This window comes from Streptomyces sp. NPDC060232, assembly GCF_042726555.1.
In the GTDB taxonomy this organism is placed as follows: domain Bacteria; phylum Actinomycetota; class Actinomycetes; order Streptomycetales; family Streptomycetaceae; genus Streptomyces.
This window is the reverse complement of record NZ_JBHXAG010000012.1, coordinates 185732-208328: the sequence shown is the minus strand read 5'-3', so window position 1 is coordinate 208328 and position 22597 is coordinate 185732. Positions and strand designations below refer to the sequence as shown.

The 22597-nt window shown below is 69.3% G+C and carries 18 protein-coding genes; 5 read left to right on the top strand and 13 right to left on the bottom strand.

Annotated elements, in window-relative coordinates; all coding sequences use genetic code 11:
- Positions 1–6: 6 nt before the first annotated feature.
- The 7 genes from trxA to ACFWFZ_RS19585 all read right to left on the bottom strand — a co-directional run bounded on the left by trxA (position 7) and on the right by ACFWFZ_RS19585 (position 9463).
- Positions 7–348, bottom strand: a complete 342-nt coding sequence (gene trxA / locus ACFWFZ_RS19615; protein ID WP_365164370.1) for a thioredoxin — start codon at positions 346–348, stop codon at positions 7–9.
- 58 nt (positions 349–406) lie between these two features.
- The gene (gene trxB / locus ACFWFZ_RS19610; RefSeq protein WP_030647464.1) at positions 407–1369 is read right to left on the bottom strand and encodes a thioredoxin-disulfide reductase; all 963 of its coding nucleotides are present in this window, start codon (positions 1367–1369) and stop codon (positions 407–409) included.
- Positions 1370–1491: 122 nt separating this feature from the next.
- Positions 1492–2418, bottom strand: a complete 927-nt coding sequence (locus ACFWFZ_RS19605) for a hypothetical protein (RefSeq protein WP_387123911.1) — start codon at positions 2416–2418, stop codon at positions 1492–1494.
- Positions 2415–3110 carry an RNA polymerase sigma factor SigM gene (gene sigM / locus ACFWFZ_RS19600; protein WP_387123909.1) on the bottom strand — a complete coding sequence of 232 codons (696 nt, stop codon included), beginning with the start codon at positions 3108–3110 and terminating at the stop codon, positions 2415–2417. The genes ACFWFZ_RS19605 and sigM overlap by 4 nt, the downstream gene beginning before the upstream one ends.
- A gap of 25 nt (positions 3111–3135) precedes the next feature.
- A complete protein-coding gene (locus ACFWFZ_RS19595) occupies positions 3136–4860 on the bottom strand; it encodes a protein kinase family protein (protein ID WP_387123907.1) in 1725 nt (574 codons plus the stop codon).
- 117 nt (positions 4861–4977) lie between these two features.
- The gene (gene murJ / locus ACFWFZ_RS19590; protein WP_387123905.1) at positions 4978–7152 is read right to left on the bottom strand and encodes a murein biosynthesis integral membrane protein MurJ; all 2175 of its coding nucleotides are present in this window, start codon (positions 7150–7152) and stop codon (positions 4978–4980) included.
- A gap of 46 nt (positions 7153–7198) precedes the next feature.
- Positions 7199–9463, bottom strand: a complete 2265-nt coding sequence (locus ACFWFZ_RS19585) for a DUF6049 family protein (protein ID WP_387123903.1) — start codon at positions 9461–9463, stop codon at positions 7199–7201.
- 187 nt (positions 9464–9650) lie between these two features.
- On the opposite strand from ACFWFZ_RS19585, the gene ACFWFZ_RS19580 reads away from it, so the two are divergent.
- Positions 9651–11117, top strand: coding sequence for a CCA tRNA nucleotidyltransferase (locus ACFWFZ_RS19580; RefSeq protein WP_387123901.1), 1467 nt, complete (start codon positions 9651–9653; stop codon positions 11115–11117).
- A gap of 68 nt (positions 11118–11185) precedes the next feature.
- On the opposite strand, the gene ACFWFZ_RS19575 is transcribed toward ACFWFZ_RS19580, so the two are convergent.
- The 3 genes from ACFWFZ_RS19575 to ACFWFZ_RS19565 form a co-directional block, all read right to left on the bottom strand.
- The gene (locus ACFWFZ_RS19575; RefSeq protein ID WP_387123899.1) at positions 11186–12454 is read right to left on the bottom strand and encodes an MFS transporter; all 1269 of its coding nucleotides are present in this window, start codon (positions 12452–12454) and stop codon (positions 11186–11188) included.
- Between the two features lie 105 nt (positions 12455–12559).
- Positions 12560–13642, bottom strand: a complete 1083-nt coding sequence (locus ACFWFZ_RS19570) for an inositol-3-phosphate synthase (protein WP_387123897.1) — start codon at positions 13640–13642, stop codon at positions 12560–12562.
- 49 nt (positions 13643–13691) lie between these two features.
- Positions 13692–14294 (bottom strand): helix-turn-helix transcriptional regulator, encoded by a 603-nt coding sequence (locus ACFWFZ_RS19565; protein WP_387123895.1) that lies wholly within the window; start codon positions 14292–14294, stop codon positions 13692–13694.
- Between the two features lie 275 nt (positions 14295–14569).
- On the opposite strand from ACFWFZ_RS19565, the gene ACFWFZ_RS19560 reads away from it, so the two are divergent.
- Together ACFWFZ_RS19560 and ACFWFZ_RS19555 are read left to right on the top strand one after the other, a co-directional pair.
- Positions 14570–17161 carry a transglycosylase domain-containing protein gene (locus ACFWFZ_RS19560; protein ID WP_387123894.1) on the top strand — a complete coding sequence of 864 codons (2592 nt, stop codon included), beginning with the start codon at positions 14570–14572 and terminating at the stop codon, positions 17159–17161.
- Positions 17162–17253: 92 nt separating this feature from the next.
- Positions 17254–18714 (top strand): glycosyltransferase family 87 protein, encoded by a 1461-nt coding sequence (locus ACFWFZ_RS19555; protein ID WP_387123892.1) that lies wholly within the window; start codon positions 17254–17256, stop codon positions 18712–18714.
- Positions 18715–18723: 9 nt separating this feature from the next.
- On the opposite strand, the gene ACFWFZ_RS19550 is transcribed toward ACFWFZ_RS19555, so the two are convergent.
- The 3 genes from ACFWFZ_RS19550 to ACFWFZ_RS19540 all read right to left on the bottom strand — a co-directional run bounded on the left by ACFWFZ_RS19550 (position 18724) and on the right by ACFWFZ_RS19540 (position 21390).
- Positions 18724–19755: an alanine racemase gene (locus ACFWFZ_RS19550; protein ID WP_387123890.1), complete on the bottom strand. Its 1032-nt coding sequence runs from the start codon at positions 19753–19755 to the stop codon at positions 18724–18726.
- Positions 19756–19827: 72 nt separating this feature from the next.
- Entirely contained in the window at positions 19828–20946 is a 1119-nt protein-coding gene (locus ACFWFZ_RS19545) for a lipid II:glycine glycyltransferase FemX (RefSeq protein ID WP_387123888.1), read from the bottom strand.
- Positions 20947–21087: 141 nt separating this feature from the next.
- Positions 21088–21390, bottom strand: a complete 303-nt coding sequence (locus tag ACFWFZ_RS19540) for a hypothetical protein (protein WP_387123887.1) — start codon at positions 21388–21390, stop codon at positions 21088–21090.
- A gap of 250 nt (positions 21391–21640) precedes the next feature.
- Between ACFWFZ_RS19540 and rpsF the strand changes: the two genes are divergently transcribed.
- Complete coding sequence (rpsF, locus tag ACFWFZ_RS19535) at positions 21641–21931, top strand: 30S ribosomal protein S6 (protein ID WP_004950685.1); 291 nt, start codon at positions 21641–21643, stop codon at positions 21929–21931.
- Positions 21932–22003: 72 nt separating this feature from the next.
- Entirely contained in the window at positions 22004–22597 is a 594-nt protein-coding gene (locus tag ACFWFZ_RS19530) for a single-stranded DNA-binding protein (protein WP_387123885.1), read from the top strand.

Sequence of the window (22597 nt, the reverse complement as noted above, 5' to 3'; positions counted from 1 at the left end):
CCGCTGTCAGGCGGTCTTGACCTCGACGAAGTCGGAGAGGTCGCGCAGGATGGCGGCCTTCGGCTTCGCACCGACGATCGTCTTGGCGACCTCGCCGCCCTGGTAGACGTTGAGCGTCGGGATGGACATGACGCCGTACTTGGCGGCGGTGGCCGGGTTCTCGTCGATGTTGAGCTTGACGATCTCGATCTGGTCGCCGTACTCGGCGGCGATGGCCTCGAGGGACGGCGCGATCTGGCGGCACGGTCCGCACCAGGCGGCCCAGAAGTCCACCAGTACGGGCTTGTCGCTCTTGAGGACCTCGGCGTCGAAGTCTGCGTCGGTCACGTTCTTGAGGGTGCCGGCCACAGCGGCCTCCTTGTTCTTCCTGCGGGGTGGGGTGTGGGGCGGTGCGGTATCAGGCCGTTCAGACCGCCGCGTGGGCGGCCTTCTCGGCGTCCGCGAGGGCGGCGAGGAAGCGCTCGGCGTCGAGGGCGGCCGAGCAGCCTGTGCCGGCGGCGGTGATGGCCTGACGGTAGGTGTGGTCCACGACGTCGCCGGCGCCGAACACGCCGGTGACGCTGGTCCGGGTGGAGGGGGCGTCGACCTTGAGGTAGCCCTCGTCGTCGAGGTCCAGCTGGTCCTTGAACAGCTCGGTGCGCGGGTCGTGGCCGACGGCGATGAAGAGGCCGGTCACGGGCAGCTCGGAGGTCTCACCGGTCTTGGTGTTGCGCAGGGTGAGGCCGGAGAGCTTCTGCTCGCCATGGATCTCGGCGACCTCGCTGTCCCAGGCGAACTTGATCTTCGGGTCGGCGAAGGCGCGGTCCTGCATGGCCTTCGAGGCGCGCAGGCTGTCACGGCGGTGGACGATCGTGACGGACTTGGCGAACCGGGAGAGGAAGGTGGCCTCCTCGATCGCGGTATCGCCGCCGCCGACGACGGCGATGTCGTGGTCCTTGAAGAAGAACCCGTCGCAGGTGGCGCACCAGGAGACGCCGCGTCCGGAGAGCGCGTCCTCGTTGGGCAGGCCGAGCTTGCGGTGCTGCGAGCCGGTGGTCACGATGACGGCCTTGGCGCGGTGCACCGTGCCGGCGGTGTCGGTGACGGTCTTGATCTCACCGGTGAGGTCCACGGACACGATGTCGTCCGGGACCAGCTCGGCGCCGAAGCGCTCGGCCTGGGCACGCATGTTGTCCATGAGGTCCGGGCCCATGATGCCGTCCTGGAAGCCCGGGAAGTTCTCCACGTCGGTGGTGTTCATCAGGGCGCCACCGGCGGTGACGGCACCTTCGAAGACCAGCGGCTTGAGCGAAGCGCGTGCGGTGTACAGGGCGGCGGTGTAACCGGCCGGCCCGGAGCCGATGATGATCACGTTTCGAACGTCGCTCACGGGTTTCTTCCTCGTCTCTGCGGACTGCGTGCTGCCTACCGGGGGCCGGTGCGGACTCTCACCCCACCCAACGGATCCTACGGCGCCCGCATTCCCCGCCCGTCGCAGTGGACCTGAACGGGTCAGCTTCGGGGATAGCTGTTCTTCAGGAGGACCTTTCCTGGGGTGGCCGAGCCGGTGCTCTCGCACGTGGTGTCGACGAGGTAGGCGTCCACGCGTGAGGCGTCCTCCGGGTGAGGCAGGACGAGGAGGTAGACGGCGGTGCCCTGGTAGCTGCCGCGTTCGGCGGTGAGCGGGGTATCGGGGCGGCCGGTCGCGTCCTGGACGCAGGTGGGGATCTCCGGCGCCGCCCTCTCGCCACCGGGAGCGACACCGGGAGCGCCGGTGGTCTCCTCCATCCCGAAGGTGTTGTTCTGCTCGCCGGCGGGGGCGGTCTTGGCAGCCGTTCCGGGGGCGATGAGCCGCTGGACGCTGTCCTGGAGGCCCTGCGCGGTATAGGTGCTTCCGGCAGGCGCGCTGACGGGCGGGTGGGCGGCGGAGTCCGAAGCCGCGGTGTTGGGGTGGGGAGTGCCGGAGAAGTCGACGAAGAGGAAGAGGCCGAGTGCGCAGACGGCCGCGCCGGCCAGACCGCCGAGGACGGCGATCCGACGGCGTGCGCGGCGTCGCCCGGGACCGGTTGGGCCGCTCGGGTGACCGGCCGGGGATGTTTCACGTGAAACGTCGCGGACCGTCGGGCGGGGGCGGGGAGCCGGTGAGGCCTGGTTCCGTGGCTGGGTCGCGTCGAGGAGGGCCTCGGCGGCGAGGGCCGCGTCGATCCGCCCGGCGATGTCGCCAGGCATACGGGCAGGCCCGGGAAGGGTGCCGAGGAGTCCGCGGATCTCCTCCAGGGAGGAGTGGACGTCGGCGCACAGGTCGCAGGTGTCGAGGTGACGGCGGATCTCCGCGGTTCGGGACGGGGAGAGAAGCCCTTCGGTCAGGTCGGAGATCTCCGAGACGTCCGGGTGCCGGATCGTGCCGGTCGTGCCGGGCGTGCCAGTCGCAGGGCTCACGGTCGTCCACCTCCGCCCTTCACAGCATCTGGGTCTGGTTGCCTGGGTCCTGCCGCTGGTGGGACGGGCCTGCCCGGCGTCCGGTTCCTTCCCCGCTCGGCGGTGGTGTTATCCCCGGCATTCGTGCGCAGATGAGTGAGGAGCGGCAGGAGTTTCGCCCGGCCACGGGCGCACCGGCTCTTCACCGTTCCGGTGGGCACGTCGAGGATGTCGGCGGCTTCGGCGACCGGGTATCCCTGCATGTCGACGAGGACGAGCGCGGCCCGCTGCTCGTCCGGGAGGGTCCTGAGAGCGGCCAGAAGCTGGCGGTGGAGGTCCTCGCGCTCCGCGGGCGCCTCGGCGGACTCGTGGGGCTCCAGAAGGCGCTCCAGGCGCTCCGTGTCGTCCAGGGGCGCCGTTCTGCGCGAGGCTGCCTTGCGGGCACGGTCGAGGCAGGCGTTGACGGTGATCCGGTGCAGCCAGGTGGTGACGGCGGATTGCCCGCGGAAGGTGTGCGCGGCCCGGTACGCGGAGACCAGGGCGTCCTGCACGGCGTCCGCGGCCTCCTCCCGGTCCCCGAGCGTCCGCAGCGCCACGGCCCACAACCGGTCCCGATGCCGTCGCACGAGCTCCCCGAAGGCATCGGGATCACCGGCCACGTGCAGCGCCAGAAGCTCCTGGTCGCTGCGCGCGCCGGGTGTCGTGTCGTTCAACGGTGAGCCCCTCCCGGTTGTGCGGTCAGCCGGAGAACTTCACGTCCGTGATGGCCTGCTTGTAGCCGGAATCGCTATAGGTGTCGCCCGGCGCGTGCGGCATGGCGGTGATCCACACGAGCACATACCGCGTCTTGACCGGTTTCTCGGCGGTCAGCTGGAGCCTGGTTTCCGAGGTCGTGGTTTCGGCGATCTTCACCATGGAGTCGACGGAGCCCTTGGGGGACTTGGCGTCGGTGGCGTACAACGTGAGAGTGGTGTGCGGGCCGCCGTACTTCAGCCCTATCGAGGCTGCGCTGACCTCCTGCTCGGACCCGAGGTCGTAGACGATTCCGAGGCCGTCCTTGATCTTCACTTCAGGGCCGTCGATGTAGCTCTTGGTCCGCCAGTAGCTGGCGGCGTCCTCGTCGTACGTCTTCCCGACGTCCTCGGCGTTCTGCGCCTTGCCGTCCGGCGCGTACTCCTGGGCACCCGCGATCGGGAGAGGGATCGGCTCCTTCTTCTCACCGTTGTCGTCGGTGCCGGGCTTGGTGGTGTTGCTGGTGCCGCTGTTGCCCTTCTGGGTGCCGCGTTCCAGGAGGGTGTCGGCCAGCTGCCAGCTGCCCAGGCCGAGGGCGGCGATGAGCAGGGCGGCGACACCCCACTTGAGCGCGCGGCCGGTACGGCTCTGCAGGGGCGGCGGCGGGGGCGCGACGGGCAGGCTCTGGACGGTGCTCACGCCGGGAGGCGTGTTGCGGCCGTAGCTGCCCTGCTGGTAGGTGGTGTGCTGGTACTCCGGCGGCGCCGTGAAGGCGGGTTCCGGCGGCCGGATGCGGGGCATCGCGGCCACGGCCTTGGACAGTTCCTCCGGGGTGGTGCAGGCCGGCTCCTGGCGGGAGGCGGTGGCACCGTCGTTGGCGAGTGCGCGCATGGCGAGCTCGCCCAGGCCCCGATGGACGCCGGCGCGGACCTGGTCGGGGGCGATCAGGCCGACCCCCTTGGGCAGACCGGCGAGGCCGTACGCATCGCTCTCGTACGGCCAGCGCTGCGTCAGGGCGGCGTACAGCAGGGCGCCGATGGCTTCGGTGTCGGCACGCTGCGGGGTCTCGCTGGTGATGCCGCGCAGCGCCGCGTTCACGGCGAGGCCGCGAATGCGCCACTGGCCCGTGGATGTGCGCAGTATCGCGCTCGGCGTAAGCCGCAGGTGGGCGAGCCCCTCGCGGTGCGCGGCGGCCATCGCCTGGGAGACCTGGCTGACGAGCTGGTAGGCCTCATGGGCCTCCAGCGGGCCCACGGCGAGCAGAGCGGTGAGCTCGGTGGCATCGGGCAGCCACTCGTGGACGACGTAGACGAGGTCGTTCTCCTCCACGGCATCGAGCACCTGGACGAACCGCGGGTCGCCGAGGAGGGCGGACGAGCGGGCGGCGGCCAGGACGGAACGAGCCCGTGCGTGGTCGGCGGGCATCAGGTGCACGCCCACGGCGCGCCGCAGCTTCTCGTCCATCGCGCGCCAACTGCTGAATCCGTCCACACGGGTGACGCACTCTTCCAGCCGGTAGCGTCTGGCGAGCTTGTGACCGCTGTGGAGTTCGGGTGCGGCCGTGGAGGCCGAGTTCGTGCGTTCGCCGTCCTTTTCGGGCATGGGTCCGTCCGCGGCTCGTCCGTTCTGGGTGTCCACCCCGTCGGACGTGGCCTGTGCCGCCTGAGCGGCAGACGGCTCGTCGCCGTCGTTGTCGGCCACGTCGACGGCAGCCGTGCTACGTTCCGCCACCGTCGTTCCTGCCTCCCCATCCGTTGCGCGCTGTAGGCCAGTCTGCGAAGCCATGCCAATTGTGCCCACAGTCCGACGCTATGCACGACACACGAAAGGGGGCGACGGTTGTGCGCATCAGCGCCCCAAACGTCCTCGGACCATCCCGACCATCGCGTTGAGCTCTTCGATCCGCATCCGCTTGGCGGCGATGAGGAACACGGCTGCCAGGGCGATACCGCCGGCGAACAGGGCGGTGGCGGAACCAAGGACTCCGCTGCCCAGCCACTGGGTGACTCCGAACGCGGCCGCGCCGGCCACTGCGGCGGCCGGGACGCATGCCCCGGTGAGGCGGGCGTAGGTGCGCATCACGTGGGCGCCGTCGAGGTCGCCCCCGAGCCGGGTGCGCAGGCGGCGCCAGGCCACTCCGACCCCCACGGCGTAGCCGAGACCGTACGAGGCCGCCATGCCGACGACCGCCCAGCGGGCGGGAAGCACGAAGAAGGAGATCGCCGAGCCCGCGGCGTTGACGGCGGCGACGATGACGGTGTTGTAGAAGGGCGTGCGGGTGTCCTCATAGGCGTAGAAGCCGCGCAGGACGACGTACTGGACGGAGTAGGGGATCAGTCCGAGGCCGAAGGCCATCAGGACGTAGCCGATGTTCTGGGCGCCGGCGCCGGAGCCCGCGTAGAGCAGGGTGGCCATCGGGACGCCGAGCGCGAGGAATGCGAAGGCGCAGGGCACGATCGCGACGGCCGACGTGCGCAGTCCGTAGGAGATGTCGTCGCGGACCGCGGCGGCGTCCCCGTCGTGGGCGGAGCGCGAGATGCGGGGCAGGACGGCCGTCATGACGGACACGGTGATGATCGCCTGCGGCATCTGCCACAGCAGCAGTGCGTAGTTGTAGGCGGTGATGCCGGTACCGGGGTGGCCCTGCTTCTCGGCGACCGAACCGGCCCAGGTGGCGAGCTGGGTGACGATGACGAGGCCGACCTGGTTGGCGAGGACGAAGAAGAACGTCCACTTGGCCAGGCGGGCGGCCTTGCCGAGGCCGTGGCCCTTCCAGTCGAAGCGCAGGCGCGGCGTGAAGCCGGCGTCGCGCAGGTACGGGAGCATCGCGAGGGCCTGGACGGTCAGGCCGAGCAGGGTGCCCAGACCCAGCAGGCGGACGCCTTCCGAGGTGACGGTGGTGGCGTTGACCCCGGAGGTGGTGAAGCCGCCGAAGGCCCAGATGAAGGCGCCGAAGGTGGCGATGACCACGATGTTGTTGAGGACCGGGGTCCACATCATCGCGCCGAAGCGGCCGCGCGCGTTCAGGATCTGACCGAGCACCACATGGACGCCCATGAAGAACATGGTGGGCAGGCAGTAGCGCGCGAACGCGACGGCCACGTCCATCTGCTGCGGGTCGGAGGCGATCTTCGGCGACATCATGGTGATGAACACCGGTGCGGCCAGGACGCAGATGGTGGTGATGCCGGCCAGCAGGACCACGACGAGGGTCAGCAGCCGGTTGGCGTACGCCTCTCCCCCGTCGTCGTCGTTCTTCATCGCGCGGACCAGCTGCGGGATGAAGACGGCGTTGAGGGCGCCACCGCCGACCAGCACGTAGATCATCGTGGGCAGCGTGTTGGCGATCTGGTACGTGTCGTTGAAGGTGCCGACGCCGATCGCCGCGGCGATGACCAGGGTTCTCAGGAAGCCGGTGACGCGGGAGACGATCGTTCCCGCGGCCATGAGCGCACTGGACTTGAGCAGGCTCGCGGCACGTCCGGCGGGCTTGGCCGGTGCCGGGGCGGCGACGGGGGTGTCCTCGACGGCTGTGCGGGGGGCCGCCTCCTGGTCCCGGTAGAGGTGGGCGAAGGCGTCCGGCGCGGGCTGTTCCTCCGCGGCTCGGGTGACGAGGGAGTCCACGCCCACGAATTCGGTGGTGGTGGCGCGGTCGCCGTAGGGCAGGTGCCGGGAGGGGCCGTCCGGCTCGGGCGGCGGAGTCTGGGCCCAGACGCGCGGGTCGGGGGAGTACATGGGCGCCGCCGGTGCTGCGTACAGCGGACCGGGCTCCTGGAAGGTACCGGGGGGCGGCGGGGGGTGCGCGGCACGGTCGTAGAGGACCTCGCCGACGGGGTCCTGGGCGGACAGATCCTGGGACCGGTACGGGTCGTAGCCGTAGGCATCCTGGACATACGGGTCGTGGTCCGGCGCGGGCGCAGGCGCGGGAACCTGCCCGGGCACCGGGGTGCCCGGGGCAGTGCCCTGGGAGGGCGCAGGCCCGCCAGTGCCCTGCGCGCGGCCACCGTCGTACGGCGCGTTCATCGAAACCCCACCTCATCGTCCCCAGGCCGACCGGCCACGGCATCGCTCAACGGTCCACTGTCTCACTCGTGCCGGACCCCTCGGTGCTTTGCGGTTCGGTGTCCGGGGACTCGTCACTCGGCTGCGTGCTCTCCTCGGCGGCGGCGCGCGCCGCGACACGCTTGCGGCTGGCATACATCTTGATGCCTGCCAGGACCAGGAGGAGCACACCGCCGGCGATCACGAGCATCACGGTGGGAGTGATCTCGGTGGCCTCGACGGTGAACCGGCGTTCTTTGCCGTAGGGGATGCCGTCCTTGGTGAAAAGCTGCGCGGTGACTTCGACGGGCCCGCTCGCGGTGGCGTTGGCGGGGAACTTCACCGTCTGGGTGTGGTCGCCCTGGACGGTGACCTGCTGTTCCGCCTGGCCACTGCCGTTGAACATCAGACGGGACGGGTTGGCGGACTTCACCCGCAGGACCAGGTCGTGCACGTCCTGCACGAGGCTGTTCTGGACGCTGACCGGGATGGTGGCGCTGTGTCCGGACAGGGTGGCGTCGGACTTGGGGATGACCTTGACCTTCTCGGTGAGACCGATCAGGTACTCCTGCACCTGGTCCCGGTAGAGGCGGGCCTCGTCGGGACGGCCTCGCCAGGAGGTCGACATCTCCCGGTTGATGGTGTTGCCGAAGGGGATCTCCACGCGGTCGGGCGCGGTGAGGATCACCTTGAAATGGTCCAGCGTGTTCTGCGTGGTGCGGATTTTCTCGAAGGCCGACACCGGCAGCTCCTGCTTGCGCAGGTCCTCGGGGTACTGGCCGGCGCCCGGCACCTGGGTGGTGGCGCCCGGGTCGGGCTTGGCGGCGGCCGCTGCTTCCAGGTCCGCGGGCTGCGTCCAGCGGCCCCCCTGGAGGCCGCGTATGGCGGCGGCCATCGTCTGCGCCTGGCTGACCGTGGGCATCCGCTGTGGAGCCACGACGAAGCTGCGCGGCTCGTCGGTCTTCTGCAGGTTCAGGGCGAGGCTGTGGGCCAGGAACCGCTGCACGGCGAGCGTGGAGCTTCCGGCGTTCAGCATGTCGCCCTCGAACGCGGTGGACAGCTCGGCATCCGCCACGACGGCGGTGGTTCCGGCTCCGATGGGCCGGGCGGCCGACGGCGTGTAGCCGAGGGCGCCGCTCTCCACGAGGCTGTCGCTGCGGGTCAGGACGTTGTGGGCACCGGCCGAGGTGGCCACGTTCACGATCGAGGGATCGATCGCGCCGTTCACGGGCCAGGAGAAGTCGGTGGATGCGGGGACGTGCAGGACCGTCTCCACGGCCTGCTTCGCCTTGTCGGTGGCCGGGCGCAGCTGCCCCAGGGTGCCCGAGACGTCCTGGCCGTGGTGGGCCAGGGAGGCGAGGTCGGGGTCGGCGAAGGGCAGGGCGACGACCTTCTTGCCCTGGACTGCCGCCTCCAGGGAGCTCAGCCACTGCTCGGCGGCGGCCTTCTTCTTGCCCTGGACGGTCTTCCCGTCGGCGCCGCGGACCCGGTACCCCTTGGTCATCGCGTCGACCGTGTAGAGCAGGTCGGGGTCGATGACCCAGGTGATCGGCAGGTCCTTGCCGAGGGTGACCATCTGCTCCAGGCGGCCGCCCGGCTTGATCTCCTCGTAGAGGGAGTCGTCGAGGAAGACCGGTGTCTGGAGTTCGTCGGAGCCGGTCTCCGCCGTGACCCTGGTGGTGGAGATCAGCGGCCAGGCGTAGGTCAGCTGGGAGCGCTTGGCGGCGGCCTCCGGCTGCCAGGGCAGGAAGGTCCGCTTGATGCCCAGCACCTGCTCGGACGGCCGGCTGTCGGTGACCCCGGACAGAGATACACCGAGCTGATAGACGCCGTCCTTGTCGAGTTCGAGCTTGTTGACCGGGACGGTGAGGGTGAAGTTCTGGGTGACCTTCGACGGCAGGGAGGCGATCTTCACCGCGTACGCCGAGTCGATCTCGCCGGGGTCGGTGCCGGCCCGGAAGCCGTTGCGGTCGGCCGTCTCGTCGATGGACGACCGGTCCGTGAGCGCGGGGCCGACCCGCAGGCCGACGTGGGCGTCGGTGATCGTCTCGGATCCGGTGTTGACCACGGTGCCCTGGATGGTGAGGGTGTCGCCCTTCACCGGGGCGCTGGGCGCCATCGAGACCAGCTGGACGTCGACGGAGGAGGCCGGGGCGGCCTCGGCCTGCGGGGCGGGAGCGTAGACGAGAGCGGCCAGCACGGGAGTCCCGGCGAGCAGGACGATCGCGCGCCGCAGCCATCGGCGCCGGACAGGGGCGGGGGACGCCCCTTGGATGTCTGCCGCCTCGGCCACGCGCTAGCCCGTCCCTAGAAGTGTCAGTGGTCGTCTTTTGTGCGTCCACGAATGGTAACGAGGTGTGCTGTGTGCGAGTGCCGCACCTTGCTCCACATGATCGGCTCAGCCCCACGGCGGCCGCGTACTGGGGGTCGCCGATAAACAGGGCGGTCCCTGGTGGGCCGGGCACGTACCCTTTTCTGTTGTGCCGAATGCCAACGAAGACAACCCCAGTGCCCTGAGTCAGGTGCAGCGCCGCGCGGTCAGTGAACTGCTGCAGGTCGCTCCAGTCGCCGACGAGCTCGGCCGCCGGTTCCAGGAGGCGGGCTTCCGCCTCGCCCTGGTCGGCGGTTCCGTCCGCGATGCGCTGCTCGGGCGTCTCGGCAACGATCTCGACTTCACCACCGATGCCCGCCCCGAGGACGTCCTGAAGATCGTCCGGCCGTGGGCCGACTCGGTCTGGGACGTAGGGATCGCCTTCGGCACCGTCGGGGCGCAGAAGAACGCCAGCGTCGGAGACGCTGTGCGGAACTTCCAGATCGAGGTGACGACCTACCGCTCCGAGGCCTACGACCGCACGTCGCGCAAGCCGGAAGTCTCCTACGGCGAATCGATCGACGAAGACCTCGTGCGCCGCGACTTCACGGTCAACGCCATGGCCCTCGCCCTGCCCGAGCAGCAGTTCATCGACCCGCACGGTGGCCTGGATGACCTGGCCACCGGCCTGCTGCGCACCCCCGGAACCCCCGAGGAATCCTTCTCGGACGATCCCCTGCGCATGATGCGGGCGGCGCGGTTCTCGGCGCAGCTGGACTTCGAGGTCGCCCCGGAGGTCGTGGCGGCGATGAAGGCGATGTCCGAGCGGATCGAGATCGTTTCCGCGGAGCGGGTCCAGGGTGAGCTGAACAAGCTGATCCTCTCCGCCAACCCGCGCCGGGGGCTGGGACTGCTGGTGGACACCGGGCTGGCCGACCGGGTGCTGCCCGAGCTGCCCGCACTTCGGCTGGAGAGTGACGAGCACCACCGGCACAAGGACGTCTACGACCACTCGCTGATCGTGTTGGAGCAGGCGATCGCGCTGGAGGAGGACGGCCCGGACCTCGTGCTGCGGCTGGCCGCCCTGCTGCACGACATCGGCAAGCCCCGCACCCGCCGCTTCGAGAGCGACGGCCGGGTCTCCTTCCACCACCACGAAGTGGTGGGCGCGAAGATGACCAAGAAGCGGCTGACCGCGCTGAAGTACTCCAACGACATGATCAAGGACGTGTCCCGGCTGGTCGAGCTGCACCTGCGTTTCCACGGCTACGGGGACGGTGAATGGACCGACTCCGCGGTGCGGCGCTATGTCCGTGACGCCGGGCCGCTGCTGGAGCGCCTGCACAAGCTGACCCGGTCCGACTGCACCACCCGCAACAAGCGCAAGGCCAACGCGCTCTCCCGCACCTACGACGGGCTTGAGCAGCGCATCGCACAGCTTCAGGAGCAGGAGGAGCTGGACGCGATCCGGCCCGACCTGGACGGCAACGAGATCATGCGCGTCCTGGACGTCGGCCCGGGGCCCGTGATCGGCAAGGCCTACGCATTCCTGCTGGAGATGCGGCTCGAGAACGGACCGATGGGGCATGACGCCGCCGTGGTCGCCCTCAAGGAGTGGTGGGCCGCCCAGGCCTGACCTGCGAGCGAGGGTGCCGATGTTTCACGTGAAACATCGGCACCCATGGAACGGGGATGGGCGATGTTTCACGTGAAACATCGGCTGCGCCGACCGAGCATCACCGCGGTCAGGGCGTAGAGGACGGACACACAGACGAGCAGGACCACGGACTGCCCGTCGGCGGGGAGCATGAGGGCGGCCACTGCCGCCGCAGCGACGAAAGCGACGTTGAACAGCACGTCGTAGACCGAGAACACCCGGCCGCGGTAGTCGTCGTCCACCCGGGACTGCACTTCGGTATCGGTGGAGATCTTGGCGCCCTGGGTGGCGAGGCCGAGCACGAACGCGGCGACCAGCATCGGCCCCGGGGCGAAGAACAGGCCCAGGGCCGGCACCAGGACGGCGGATCCCGCGGCGCAGGCGGTGATCCAGCCGAGGGTGCCCAGCATCCCCACCATCCACGGGGTCACGACGGCGGCCGCGAAGAATCCGGCCCCCGAGGCCCCGATCGCGATGCCCAGGAGGGCGAGTCCCTCGGCCTCGCTGTCCGACCAGGCGTAGCGGCAGAGCATCAGCAGCATGACGAACAGGGCCCCGTAGCAGAACCTCATCAGGGTCATCGTCGTGAGCGCCCAGGCCGCCCGGCGCCGGCCGGCGAGGTGCCGGAGGCCTTCGACCATGCCCCGTACGGTGAGGGCGATACCTTCGGCCAGCGAGGGATGGACCTGCCCGGCGCAGTGGTCGGGGCCGAGCAGCCCGATGGCCAGGCGCAGGGAGACCAGGGCCGCACAGAGATAGAGACAGGCTCCGAGCAGCACGACGAGGGCGTTGGAGCCGGAGGCGAGCAGCCGGACGAGGAAGGCCAGCCCACCGCCGGCCACGGCCGCGAGGGTCCCCGCGGTCGGGGAGAGCGCGTTCGCGGTGACCAGCTGGTCGGCTCCGACGACGCGGGGCAGTGAGGCGGCCAGTCCTGCCAGCACGAAGCGGTTGACCGCAGTCACGGACAGCGCCGAGGCATAGAACAGCCAGTCGGGCACGTGCGCGACGATCAGCACGGCGGTGATGCAGGCGAGGAAGGCCCGCAGCAGGTTGCCGTAGAGGAAGACCTGGCGGCGGCGCCAGCGGTCGAGCAGCACCCCGGCAAAGGGGCCGATCACCGAGTAGGGCAGCAGCAGTACCGCCATGGCCGAGGCGATGGCCGCCGGCGAGGCCTGTTTCTCGGGGGAGAAGACGACATAGGTGGCGAGCGCGACCTGGTACACGCCGTCCGCCGCCTGGGAGAGCAGCCGTACGGCGAGCAGGTTGCGGAAGCCCCTCAGGCGCAGGAGTACGCGCAGATCACGTACGACAGGCATGAGGGAAAGGGTCACATACGCGGAGGGTCCCCGGGCACATTGCCCGGGGACCCTCCGCGGAAGAACAGCCGAAGTCCAGGTGTCGACCGGACTCGCAGGCTTCGACTAGCGCTCGACCTCGCCCTTGATGAACTTCTCGACGTTGGCCAGGGCCTCGTCGTCGAAGTACTGGACCGGCGGAGACTTCATGAAGTAGCTGGACGCCGACAGGATCGGGCCGCCGATACCGCGGTCCTTGGCGATCTTCGCGGCGCGCAGGGCGTCGATGATGACACCGGCGGAGTTCGGGGAGTCCCACACCTCGAGCTTGTACTCGAGGTTCAGCGGGACATCGCCGAAGGCGCGGCCCTCAAGGCGGACGTAGGCCCACTTGCGGTCGTCGAGCCACGCGACGTAGTCGGACGGGCCGATGTGGACGTTCTTCTCGCCGAGCTCACGGTCGGGGATCTGCGAGGTGACGGCCTGTGTCTTGGAGATCTTCTTCGACTCGAGGCGGTCGCGCTCGAGCATGTTCTTGAAGTCCATGTTGCCGCCGACGTTGAGCTGCATGGTGCGCTCAAGACGGACACCGCGGTCCTCGAACAGCTTCGCCATCACACGGTGCGTGATGGTGGCGCCGACCTGCGACTTGATGTCGTCGCCGACGATCGGGACACCGGCCTCGGTGAACTTGTCGGCCCACTCCTTGGTGCCGGCGATGAAGACCGGGAGGGCGTTGACGAAGGCGACCTTGGCGTCGATGGCGCACTGCGCGTAGAACTTCGCCGCGTCCTCGGAGCCGACGGGCAGGTAGCAGATCAGGACGTCGACCTGGCGGTCCTTGAGGACCTTGACCACGTCGACCGGAGCCTCGGCGGACTCCTCGATCGTCAGGCGGTAGTACTTGCCCAGGCCGTCCAGGGTGTGACCGCGCTGAACGGTGACACCGGTGTTCGGTACGTCGCAGATCTTGATGGTGTTGTTCTCGCTGGCGCCGATGGCGTCCGAAAGGTCGAGGCCGACCTTCTTCGCGTCGACGTCGAACGCGGCGACGAACTCGATGTCACGCACGTGGTAGTCGCCGAACTGGACGTGCATCAGCCCGGGGACCTTGGCCGCCGGGTCGGCGTCCTTGTAGTACTCGACGCCCTGCACCAGCGAGGCGGCGCAGTTGCCCACGCCGACGATGGCTACGCGAACCGAACCCATTCCGGTTGCTCCCTGTTTGTTCTCGGACAAGGCCTGCAAGATGCAGTCCTCATTTTTCGGTTTCGTCGGGCGGACCTGATCGTCTCCGATCCCGTCCCGCCCGCTCACTCTCGATGAGCTCGTTCAGCCAGCGCACTTCGCGCTCCACGGACTCCATGCCGTGCCGCTGCAGCTCAAGCGTGTAGTCGTCGAGGCGCTCCCGCGTTCGGGCGAGTGAGGCGCGCATCTTCTCCAGGCGCTCCTCCAGCCGGCTGCGGCGGCCCTCCAGTACCCGCATCCGCACGTCTCGTTCGGTCTGGCCGAAGAAGGCGAAGCGGGCGGCGAAGGACTCGTCCTCCCAGGTCTCGGGGCCCGTGTGGGAGAGGAGCTCCTCGAAGCGCTCCTTACCTGCGGCCGTCAACCGGTAGACGATCTTGGCGCGGCGCCCTGCGAGTGAAGCGGCGAGAGCGTCTTCCGGGGCGTTGCCCGGTTCTTCGATCAACCAGCCGTTGGCGACGAGCGTTTTGAGGCAGGGGTAGAGCGTCCCGTAGCTGAAGGCTCTGAACACTCCCAGCGAGGTGTTGAGCCGCTTGCGCAGCTCATAGCCGTGCATGGGGGATTCGCGGAGCAGGCCGAGGACGGCGAACTCGAGGATGCCGGAGCGTCTGCTCATCCGCCTGCCTCTCCTCCACCCCTGAGTCATTATGTCGAGCTGATGTATCGACTCGATACATCCAGACGATAGAACGGGCCGCCTTCATCGACAAGGGGAGACATGGTGACCGGCATCACATCACCGATTCGCACCAGGCAGGTTGCCTGATTTGGGGTGAACTTCGGCACTGGGCGGGTTTTGACCGTGCGTAGTCTGTGCGCCATGACACCGGGGGGAACCGGAATTCATCTGCCGCTTCCAGGCCACTCGCCTGCCCGAGGAGTAGTCGTTCGATGAGCGAGCACCGCCGCAAACCGCCGCAGCCCCAGGGCGGGGGGCGGGCCTCCGCCCGCCGCGCCGCCCAGCAGCGCCCCGGCAGGGGTGCCCCGGCCGGACGTGACGTCCCCACGGCGTCACACAGCGGCCCGTATACACAGCAGCCCGCCCAGGGCAGTCGCGCCGACGCCCGCCGGGCGGCGCAGAGAGGGGCCTCGGGCCGCGGCAGAGGCGCTACGGGGAGCGCGCGCGGCGCCGGCCGCCCGGACAAGCGGTTCATCAACTACCCGCGGTCCGACAGGGATGGCTGGAAGCGCTTCGTGCCTTCCTGGAAGCTGGTCTCCGGCACCGCCTTCGGCTTCTTCGCGGTCATCATCGCCGGTACCGGCATCGGTATCGCCATGGTGAGCACGCCGGACCCGAACAAGGCGGCCAAGGCGCAGAACAACGTCTTCTACTGGGCCGACGGCACCCAGATGGTGGCGACGGGCGGTTCGATGAACCGGCAGATCGTCCCCATCTCGAGCATTCCCCGGTCGATGAGGGACGCCGTGATCGCGGCGGAGAACGAGTCCTTCGAGACGGACAAGGGCGTGGACCCCATGGGTATCGCCCGCGCCGTCTGGAACATGGGCACGGGCGGATCCACCCAGGGCGGCTCGACCATCACCCAGCAGTACGTGAAGAACACGTACCTGGACTCCGACCAGACGCTCAAGCGGAAGGTCACCGAGCTCTTCATCGCGCTGAGGCTCGGTGTCTCCGAGGAGAAGGACACCGTCCTCGCCGGGTACCTGAACACCGCCTACTACGGGCGGGACGCATACGGCATCCAGGCCGCCGCCCGTGCCTACTTCGGCAAGGACAGCCAGGACCTGAACCCCTCCGAGTGCGCGTTCCTGGCCGCCGTGCTGAAGGGCCCCAACCTCTACAACCCGGACGGCGGCATCGGCGCCGCCGCCACCCCCGCCCTCAACGAGGACCGCGCCAGAAAGCGCTGGGCCTGGGTGCTGGACCGCGAGGTCGAGGTGGGCCGCATGGAGGCGGGGGAGCGGGCGAAGTACAAGGACTTCCCCGCGCTCGTCGAGTCGGAGCAGGCCCGCGGTATGACCGGCCAGATCGGCTACCTGGTCGACACGGCCAAGGCGTACGTGATGAAGACCAAGGGCATCACCGCCGAGCAGATGGCCCTGGGCGGCTACCGGATCAAGACCACCTTCGAGAAGCCGAAGGTGGACGCCATGACCAAGGCCGTCGAGGACATCCGCGCCGGCCTGATCGACGAGAAGAAGCGCCCCGAGACCGACACCTTCGTACAGTTCGGCGCCGCCTCCGTGGATGTCAAGACCGGCGCGCTCGTCGCCCTGTACGGCGGCCCGGGGTGGGACCAGAAGTACTTCAGCAACAACGCCAACACCAGCGGCGTCCCGGTCGGCTCGACCTGGAAGCCGTACGTGCTGGCGGCGGCCATGGAGTACGGCACCCAGAACTCGGGCGGCAAGGGCATCTCGGTCGACAGCAAGTACCAGGCCAACGACCTCACCGTGATCAACAACCGTGAGGGCAAGCCGCTGCGCGACGCCTCCGGCAACCCGTTCCGGCAGAAGAACGAAAGCCCCACCGCATTCGGGTACGTGACCCTCAACGAGGCGATGGAGAAGTCCATCAACGTCCCCTTCGCCCAGCTTGTCTTCGACGTCGGCCACGAGAAGGTCAGGAGCGTGGCGAAGGCCACGGGCATCCTCGAGGAGTCGATCAACCCGAACGCCGACGCCTCCTTCGCCCTGGGCACCTCGACCCCCAGCGCCATCCGCATGGCCGACTCGTACGCGACCTTCGCCGCCTCCGGCACGCACCGCGAGCCGTACTCCGTGATCGCGGTCGAGAAGAACGGCGAGAAGCTGACCGGCTTCGAGCCCCCCAAGGACCAGCGGGCCATGGACAACGCGGTCGCCGACAACGTCACCAAGGTGCTGCAGAACGTCATCGAGAACGGCACCGGCAAGAAGGCCAAGAAGCTGGGCCGGCCCGCCGCGGGCAAGACCGGTACCACCGACGAGAACAAGTCGGCGTGGTTCGTCGGCTACACCCCGGAGCTGTCCACCTCCGTGGTCCTCTTCCGCACCGACCCCAACTCGGCGGAGAAGGAGCTCATCTCCATGAAGGGCGTGGGCGACATCCCCTCCCTCCACGGTGGCGACATCCCGGCCGAGATCTGGACCGAGTACATGAGCGAGGCCCTCAAGGGCAAGCCGGTCACGGAGTTCCCCGAGGCCGAGGACATCGGCGTCACGGCCGATTCCGCCGGCGCCCCCTCCCCCACCCCCGTGGCACCCGTGACGCCGTCCACGTCCCCGTCGTCGCTCCCGCCGACCAGCCCGCCGCCGTCTCCGACGCCTTCCAAGGGCGACGGCCGTCCGTGCAAGCCGTGGGAGCTGTACTGCGACCCGGACACCACGCGCGGGACCACCGACGGAGGCACGAACACCGGCACCACCTCCGGGGTCATCGGCGGGCCCAGCGGATCGCCGTCCCCGTCGCCCAGCGGCAGACCGGGGCGCCCGGGCGGCCTGACGGGATCGACCACCACCAGCACCATGCAGGACTGATCCCCCGCAGCCCTGTCAGCCGAGGAAGGCCGTCGCACGCACTGTGCGGCGGCCTTCCTCCATGCCCGGCCCCGTACGGCAGGATGGCCCCCATGACGAAGGTGCACGAGGACCGCCCCGTACTGCCCACGCAGCAGGACGAGGTCGCCGCAGCCGGCAGTGAGCTCATCGGCGGCCCGCTCGGCCGCTACGCCCGGCTCGGAGGGCACTGGCTGGGACCGGTGCGTGTCGTGGCCCTCATCGCCATCGGAATGTTCGCCCTCGGCATGGTGCAGAAGCTCCCCTGCTACGACTGGGCGTGGTTCCGCGGGGCGACCTCGCAGTACACCCACGCCTGCTACTCCGACATCCCGCACCTGTACGCGGTCCGCGGCTTCGCCGACAACCTGACGCCCTACTTCGACCGGCTGCCCGGCGACATGGAGTACCTGGAGTACCCGGTGCTCACCGGGCTCTTCATGGAGATCGCCTCCTGGCTGACCCCCGGCAGCGGCTCCATTCAGCACCGCGAGCAGATGTACTGGATGGTCAACGCGGGCATGCTGATGGCCTGCGCGGCGGTCATCGCCGTCTGCGTCGCCCGCACCCACCGCCGCCGCCCCTGGGACGCCCTGCTCTTCGCCCTCGCGCCCGCCTTCGCCCTGACGGCCACGATCAACTGGGACCTGCTGGCCATCGCCCTGACCGCGGCAGGGATGCTGATGTGGTCCCGTGGGCGCACGGTCCTCTTCGGCGTCCTCATCGGCCTGGCCACCGCCGCCAAGCTGTACCCCGTACTGCTGCTCGGGGTCCTGTTCGTGCTCTGCTGGCGGGCCGGGAAGTGGCGTGCCTTCGGCGGCGCGGTCCTGGGAGCGGCCGGTGCCTGGCTCGTGGCGAACCTGCCCGTCATGCTCTTCGCCTGGGAGGGCTGGACGAAGTTCTACACCTTCAGCCAGGAGCGGCCCATCGACTTCGGCTCCGTCTGGCTGCTGATCTCCCAGCGCTCGGGCAACCCCCTGCACGACGCCAACACCTACGCGACCGGGCTGACACTCCTGCTCTGCGGGGCCATCGGACTGCTCACCCTGACCGCCCCCCGCCGCCCCCGCTTCGCCCAGCTGGCCTTCCTGGTCGTCGCCGCCTTCATCCTGTGCAACAAGGTCTACTCACCGCAGTACGTGCTGTGGCTCATCCCGCTCGCCGCACTGGCCCGGCCGCGCTGGCGGGACTTCCTGATCTGGCAGGCCGGCGAGGTCGCCTACTTCCTCGGGATCTGGTTCTACCTCGCGTACATCAACAGTGGGGACAAGCACCAGGGCCTGCCCGTGGAGGGCTACCAGCTGGCCATCGCCGCCCATCTGCTGACCACGCTCTACCTGTGCGCCGTCATCGTCCGCGACATTCTCCTCCCGGAGCGGGACGTCGTCCGCCGGGACGGCTCGGACGACCCCTCCGGGGGCGTCCTGGACGGCGCCGAGGACGTGTTCGTGCTGTCTGACGCAGCGAGGGCGCCGCGATACGCGACGCCCTCGGAGGGACAGCGGGTCGACTGGGGCACCGGCTCCAGCCACTGACCGGGCGGCTCAGGCGTCGAGCACGCGGTCGAACTGCGTGGTGGTGTGGCGCAGGTGCGCCACCAGCTCGTCGCCGACCTTCGGCTCGGTCGCGTCGGCGGGCACGAACAGGATCGACACCTGCATGTGCGGCGGCTCGGCGAACCAGCGCTGCTTGCCCGCCCACACGAACGGCGACAGGTTCCTGTTGACCGTGGCCAGACCTGCCCGGGCGACGCCCTTGGCGCGCGGCATCACACCGTGCAGCGCCTTCGGGGCCTCCAGGCCCACACCGTGCGAGGTACCGCCGGCGACCACGACCAGCCAGCCGTCGGACGCGGCCTTCTGCTGGCGGTACCCGAAGCGGTCTCCCTTGGCCACGCGCGTGACGTCGAGCACCGAGCCGCGGTACTGGGTCGCCTCGTGGTCGCCCAGCCACAGCCGGGTGCCGATCCGGGCCCGGAAGCGGGTCTGCGGGAACTGCTGCTGGAGCCGTGCCAGCTCCTCGGCCCGCAGGTGGCTGACGAACATGGTGTGCAGCGGCAGCCGGGCCGCGCGCAGCCTGTCCATCCAGCCGATGACCTCCTCCACGGCGTCCGAGCCGTCGGGGCGGTCCAGCGGCAGGTGCAGGGCGAAGCCCTCCAGCCGCACGTCCTCGATCGCGCCGTGCAGCTGGCCCAGGTCCTGCTCGGAGATCCCGTGGCGGCGCATCGAGCTCATGCACTCGATGACCACACGGGCGCCGACCAGGCTGCGGACCCCGTCCAGCGAGGACACCGAGCGGATGACCCGGTCCGGCAGCGGCACCGGCTCCTCACCCCGGCGGAACGGGGTGAGGACCAGCAGGTCGCCGCCGAACAGGTCCTTGATGCTGGCGGCCTCGTACGTCGTGCCGACGGCGAGTACGTCGGCGCCCATCCGGGTCGCCTCCTCGCACAGCCGCTCGTGGCCGAAGCCGTAACCGTTGCCCTTGCAGACCGGGACCATCCCGGGGAACTGGTCCTGGATCTGCTTCTGGTGCGCACGCCAGCGCGCGGTGTCGACGTAGAGCGTGAGCGCCATGCCCGTCCGGGACCTCTCCTGGGAAGCTGCGCGGTGCAGCGGGACTGTAGGGGGAAAGCGGGTGGATCTGGGTCAGCGCCGCGACATGTAGATGTCGAGCGCCTTGTGCAGCACCTTGTTCAGCGGGAAGTCCCACTCGCCGACGTACTCCACGGCTTCGCCGCCCGTACCGACCTTGAACTGGATCAAACCGAACAGGTGGTCGTTCTCGTCCAGCGTGTCAGAAATTCCGCGCAGGTCGTAGACGCTCGCACCGAGTGCGTACGCGTCGCGCAGCATCCGCCACTGCATCGCGTTCGAGGGCCGGACCTCGCGCTTGTGGTTGGCGGAGGCGCCGTAGGAGTACCAGACGTGCTGGCCGACGGTGAGCATCGTGGCGGCGGCCAGCGGCTCTCCCTCGTGCGTGGCGATGTACAGGCGCATCCGGTTGGGGTCCTCGGAGTTGAGGGCCGTCCACTGGCGCTGGAAGTAGCTGAGCGGGCGCGGGCGGAACTTGTCGCGCTCGGCCGTGATCTCGTAGAGGTGCTGCCAGGTCGGCAGGTCGTCGTAGCCGCCCTGGACGACCTCGACGCCGGCCTTCTCCGCCTTCTTGATGTTGCGGCGCCACAGCTGGTTGAAGCCCTTGAGGACATCGTCCAGCGAGCGGTTGGCCAGCGGGACCTGGAAGACGTAGCGGGGCTGGACGTCGCCGAAGCCGGCGCCGCCGTCCTCGGCCTGCTGCCAGCCCATGCGGCGCAGCTTGTCGGACACCTCGAAGGCGCGCGGTTCGATGACCGAGGCCTCCACGTCGCGCAGGCGCTTGACGTTCGGGTCCTGGATGCCGGCCTTGATGGCGGCCGAGTTCCAGCGGCGGATGACGACGGGCGGGCCCATCTTCACGGTGAAGGCGCCCTGCTGCTTGAGGTGGGCCAGCATCGGCTGGAGCCACTCCTCCAGATTCGGGGCGTACCAGTTGATGACCGGCCCCTCGGGGAGGTACGCCAGATAGCGCTTCACCTTGGGCAGCTGCCGGTACAACACGAGCGCCGCTCCGACGAGTTCCTCGGCCTCGTTGAACCAACCGAGGTTCTCGGAACGCCACTCGTTCTTGACGTCGGCCCACGCCGGGACCTGGCAGTGGCTCGCCGAGGGCAGGCTCTGGAGGTAACCCAGATGCTGCTCTCGGCTGATGGTCCTCAGGGACAGGCTCATGCGGGGCGTCTCCTCGGCGGCTTCGCTGGCTATGGCGCGAAGCCTACTGCGACAGGGGCGCCACCCTTCTGGGGGACGGGCCGTGGGCCCGGGCCGGAGTGCGGCCGGCGCCCTGCCGAGGAGGTGTCCCGGGCGGCCCGGTCAGCTCCCGAAGAGGCCGCCGTGGAACATGCCGAGGTAGAAGCCGATGGCAGACGCGCCAAGGCCGATGATCAGCGCGAAGCGCTCGCGTGTCGTGACGGAGACGAACTGTCCGTACGCGCCGGTCAGGATTCCGATCAGCCCGGCCCACGAGCTGATCAGGTGCAGGTTGTGGAAGAAGGCCGTGATGAACGCCACGACGCCGAGGGTCAGAGTGACCGCCATCAGGGTGTCCTGCAGCGGGTGGGGCTTTCCGTCGGTGGAGAGCAGGGAGATCTGAGGGGGCCGCATTGCCTGTGCCATCGGAAGGCACCTCCTGGCTGAAGCTGGCGGTGCTGCGGGCTGCCTCCGGCAGGGGGCCGAGGGCATAGCACCGAGCACACCCGATGGATACAGATTGTGGCCCTCTCCTGCCGGATTTCAACCGGAAGGACGCGAGCAGGTAGTCTGTACAGCTGCGCGGTGTCTGCTCTGCGGACGCCGTGCTCACGCATCACGACCCTCCTGCCACGGAACGACCGTGGCCGCTGAGTCCAAAGGAGGTGGGTTCCACATGCGTCACTACGAAGTGATGGTCATCCTCGACCCCGATCTCGAGGAGCGCGCTGTCTCCCCGCTGATCGAGAACTTCCTCTCCGTCGTCCGTGAGGGCAACGGAAAGGTCGAGAAGGTCGACACCTGGGGCCGTCGTCGTCTCGCTTACGAGATCAAGAAGAAGCCCGAGGGCATCTACTCGGTCATCGACCTTCAGGCCGAGCCTGCGGTCGTCAAGGAGCTTGACCGACAGATGAACCTGAACGAGTCGGTTCTCCGGACCAAGGTCCTTCGCCCCGAGACCCACTGAACTTCGGTTCAGCGGTAATCGGGATCGAGTAGCACAGCAGCCCAGCAGCAATCCCCGCCGAGAGGTTCATCCATGGCAGGCGAGACCGTCATCACGGTCGTCGGCAATCTCGTCGACGACCCCGAGCTGCGCTTCACCCCCTCGGGTGCGGCGGTCGCGAAGTTCCGTGTCGCGTCCACCCCCCGCACCTTCGACCGTCAGACCAATGAGTGGAAGGACGGCGAGAGCCTGTTCCTGACCTGCTCGGTGTGGCGGCAGGCGGCGGAGAACGTCGCCGAGTCCCTCCAGCGAGGCATGCGCGTCATCGTGCAGGGCCGGCTGAGGCAGCGGTCGTACGAGGACCGTGAGGGTGTCAAGCGCACGGTCTACGAGCTGGACGTCGAGGAAGTCGGCCCCAGCCTGAAGAACGCCACGGCCAAGGTCACCAAGACCACCGGTCGCGGTGGCCAGGGCGGATACGGCGGCGGCGGTCAGCAGCAGGGTGGCGGCGGTGGCTGGGGCGGAGCCCCCAGCGGCGGCGGCCAGCAGGGCGGCGGAGCTCCCTCCGACGACCCGTGGGCGTCCAGCGCGCCGGCCGGTGGCCAGCAGCAGGGCGGCGGCGGGGGCGGTTGGGGCGGAAGCTCCGGCGGCTCCGGCGGTGGCTACTCGGACGAGCCGCCCTTCTAG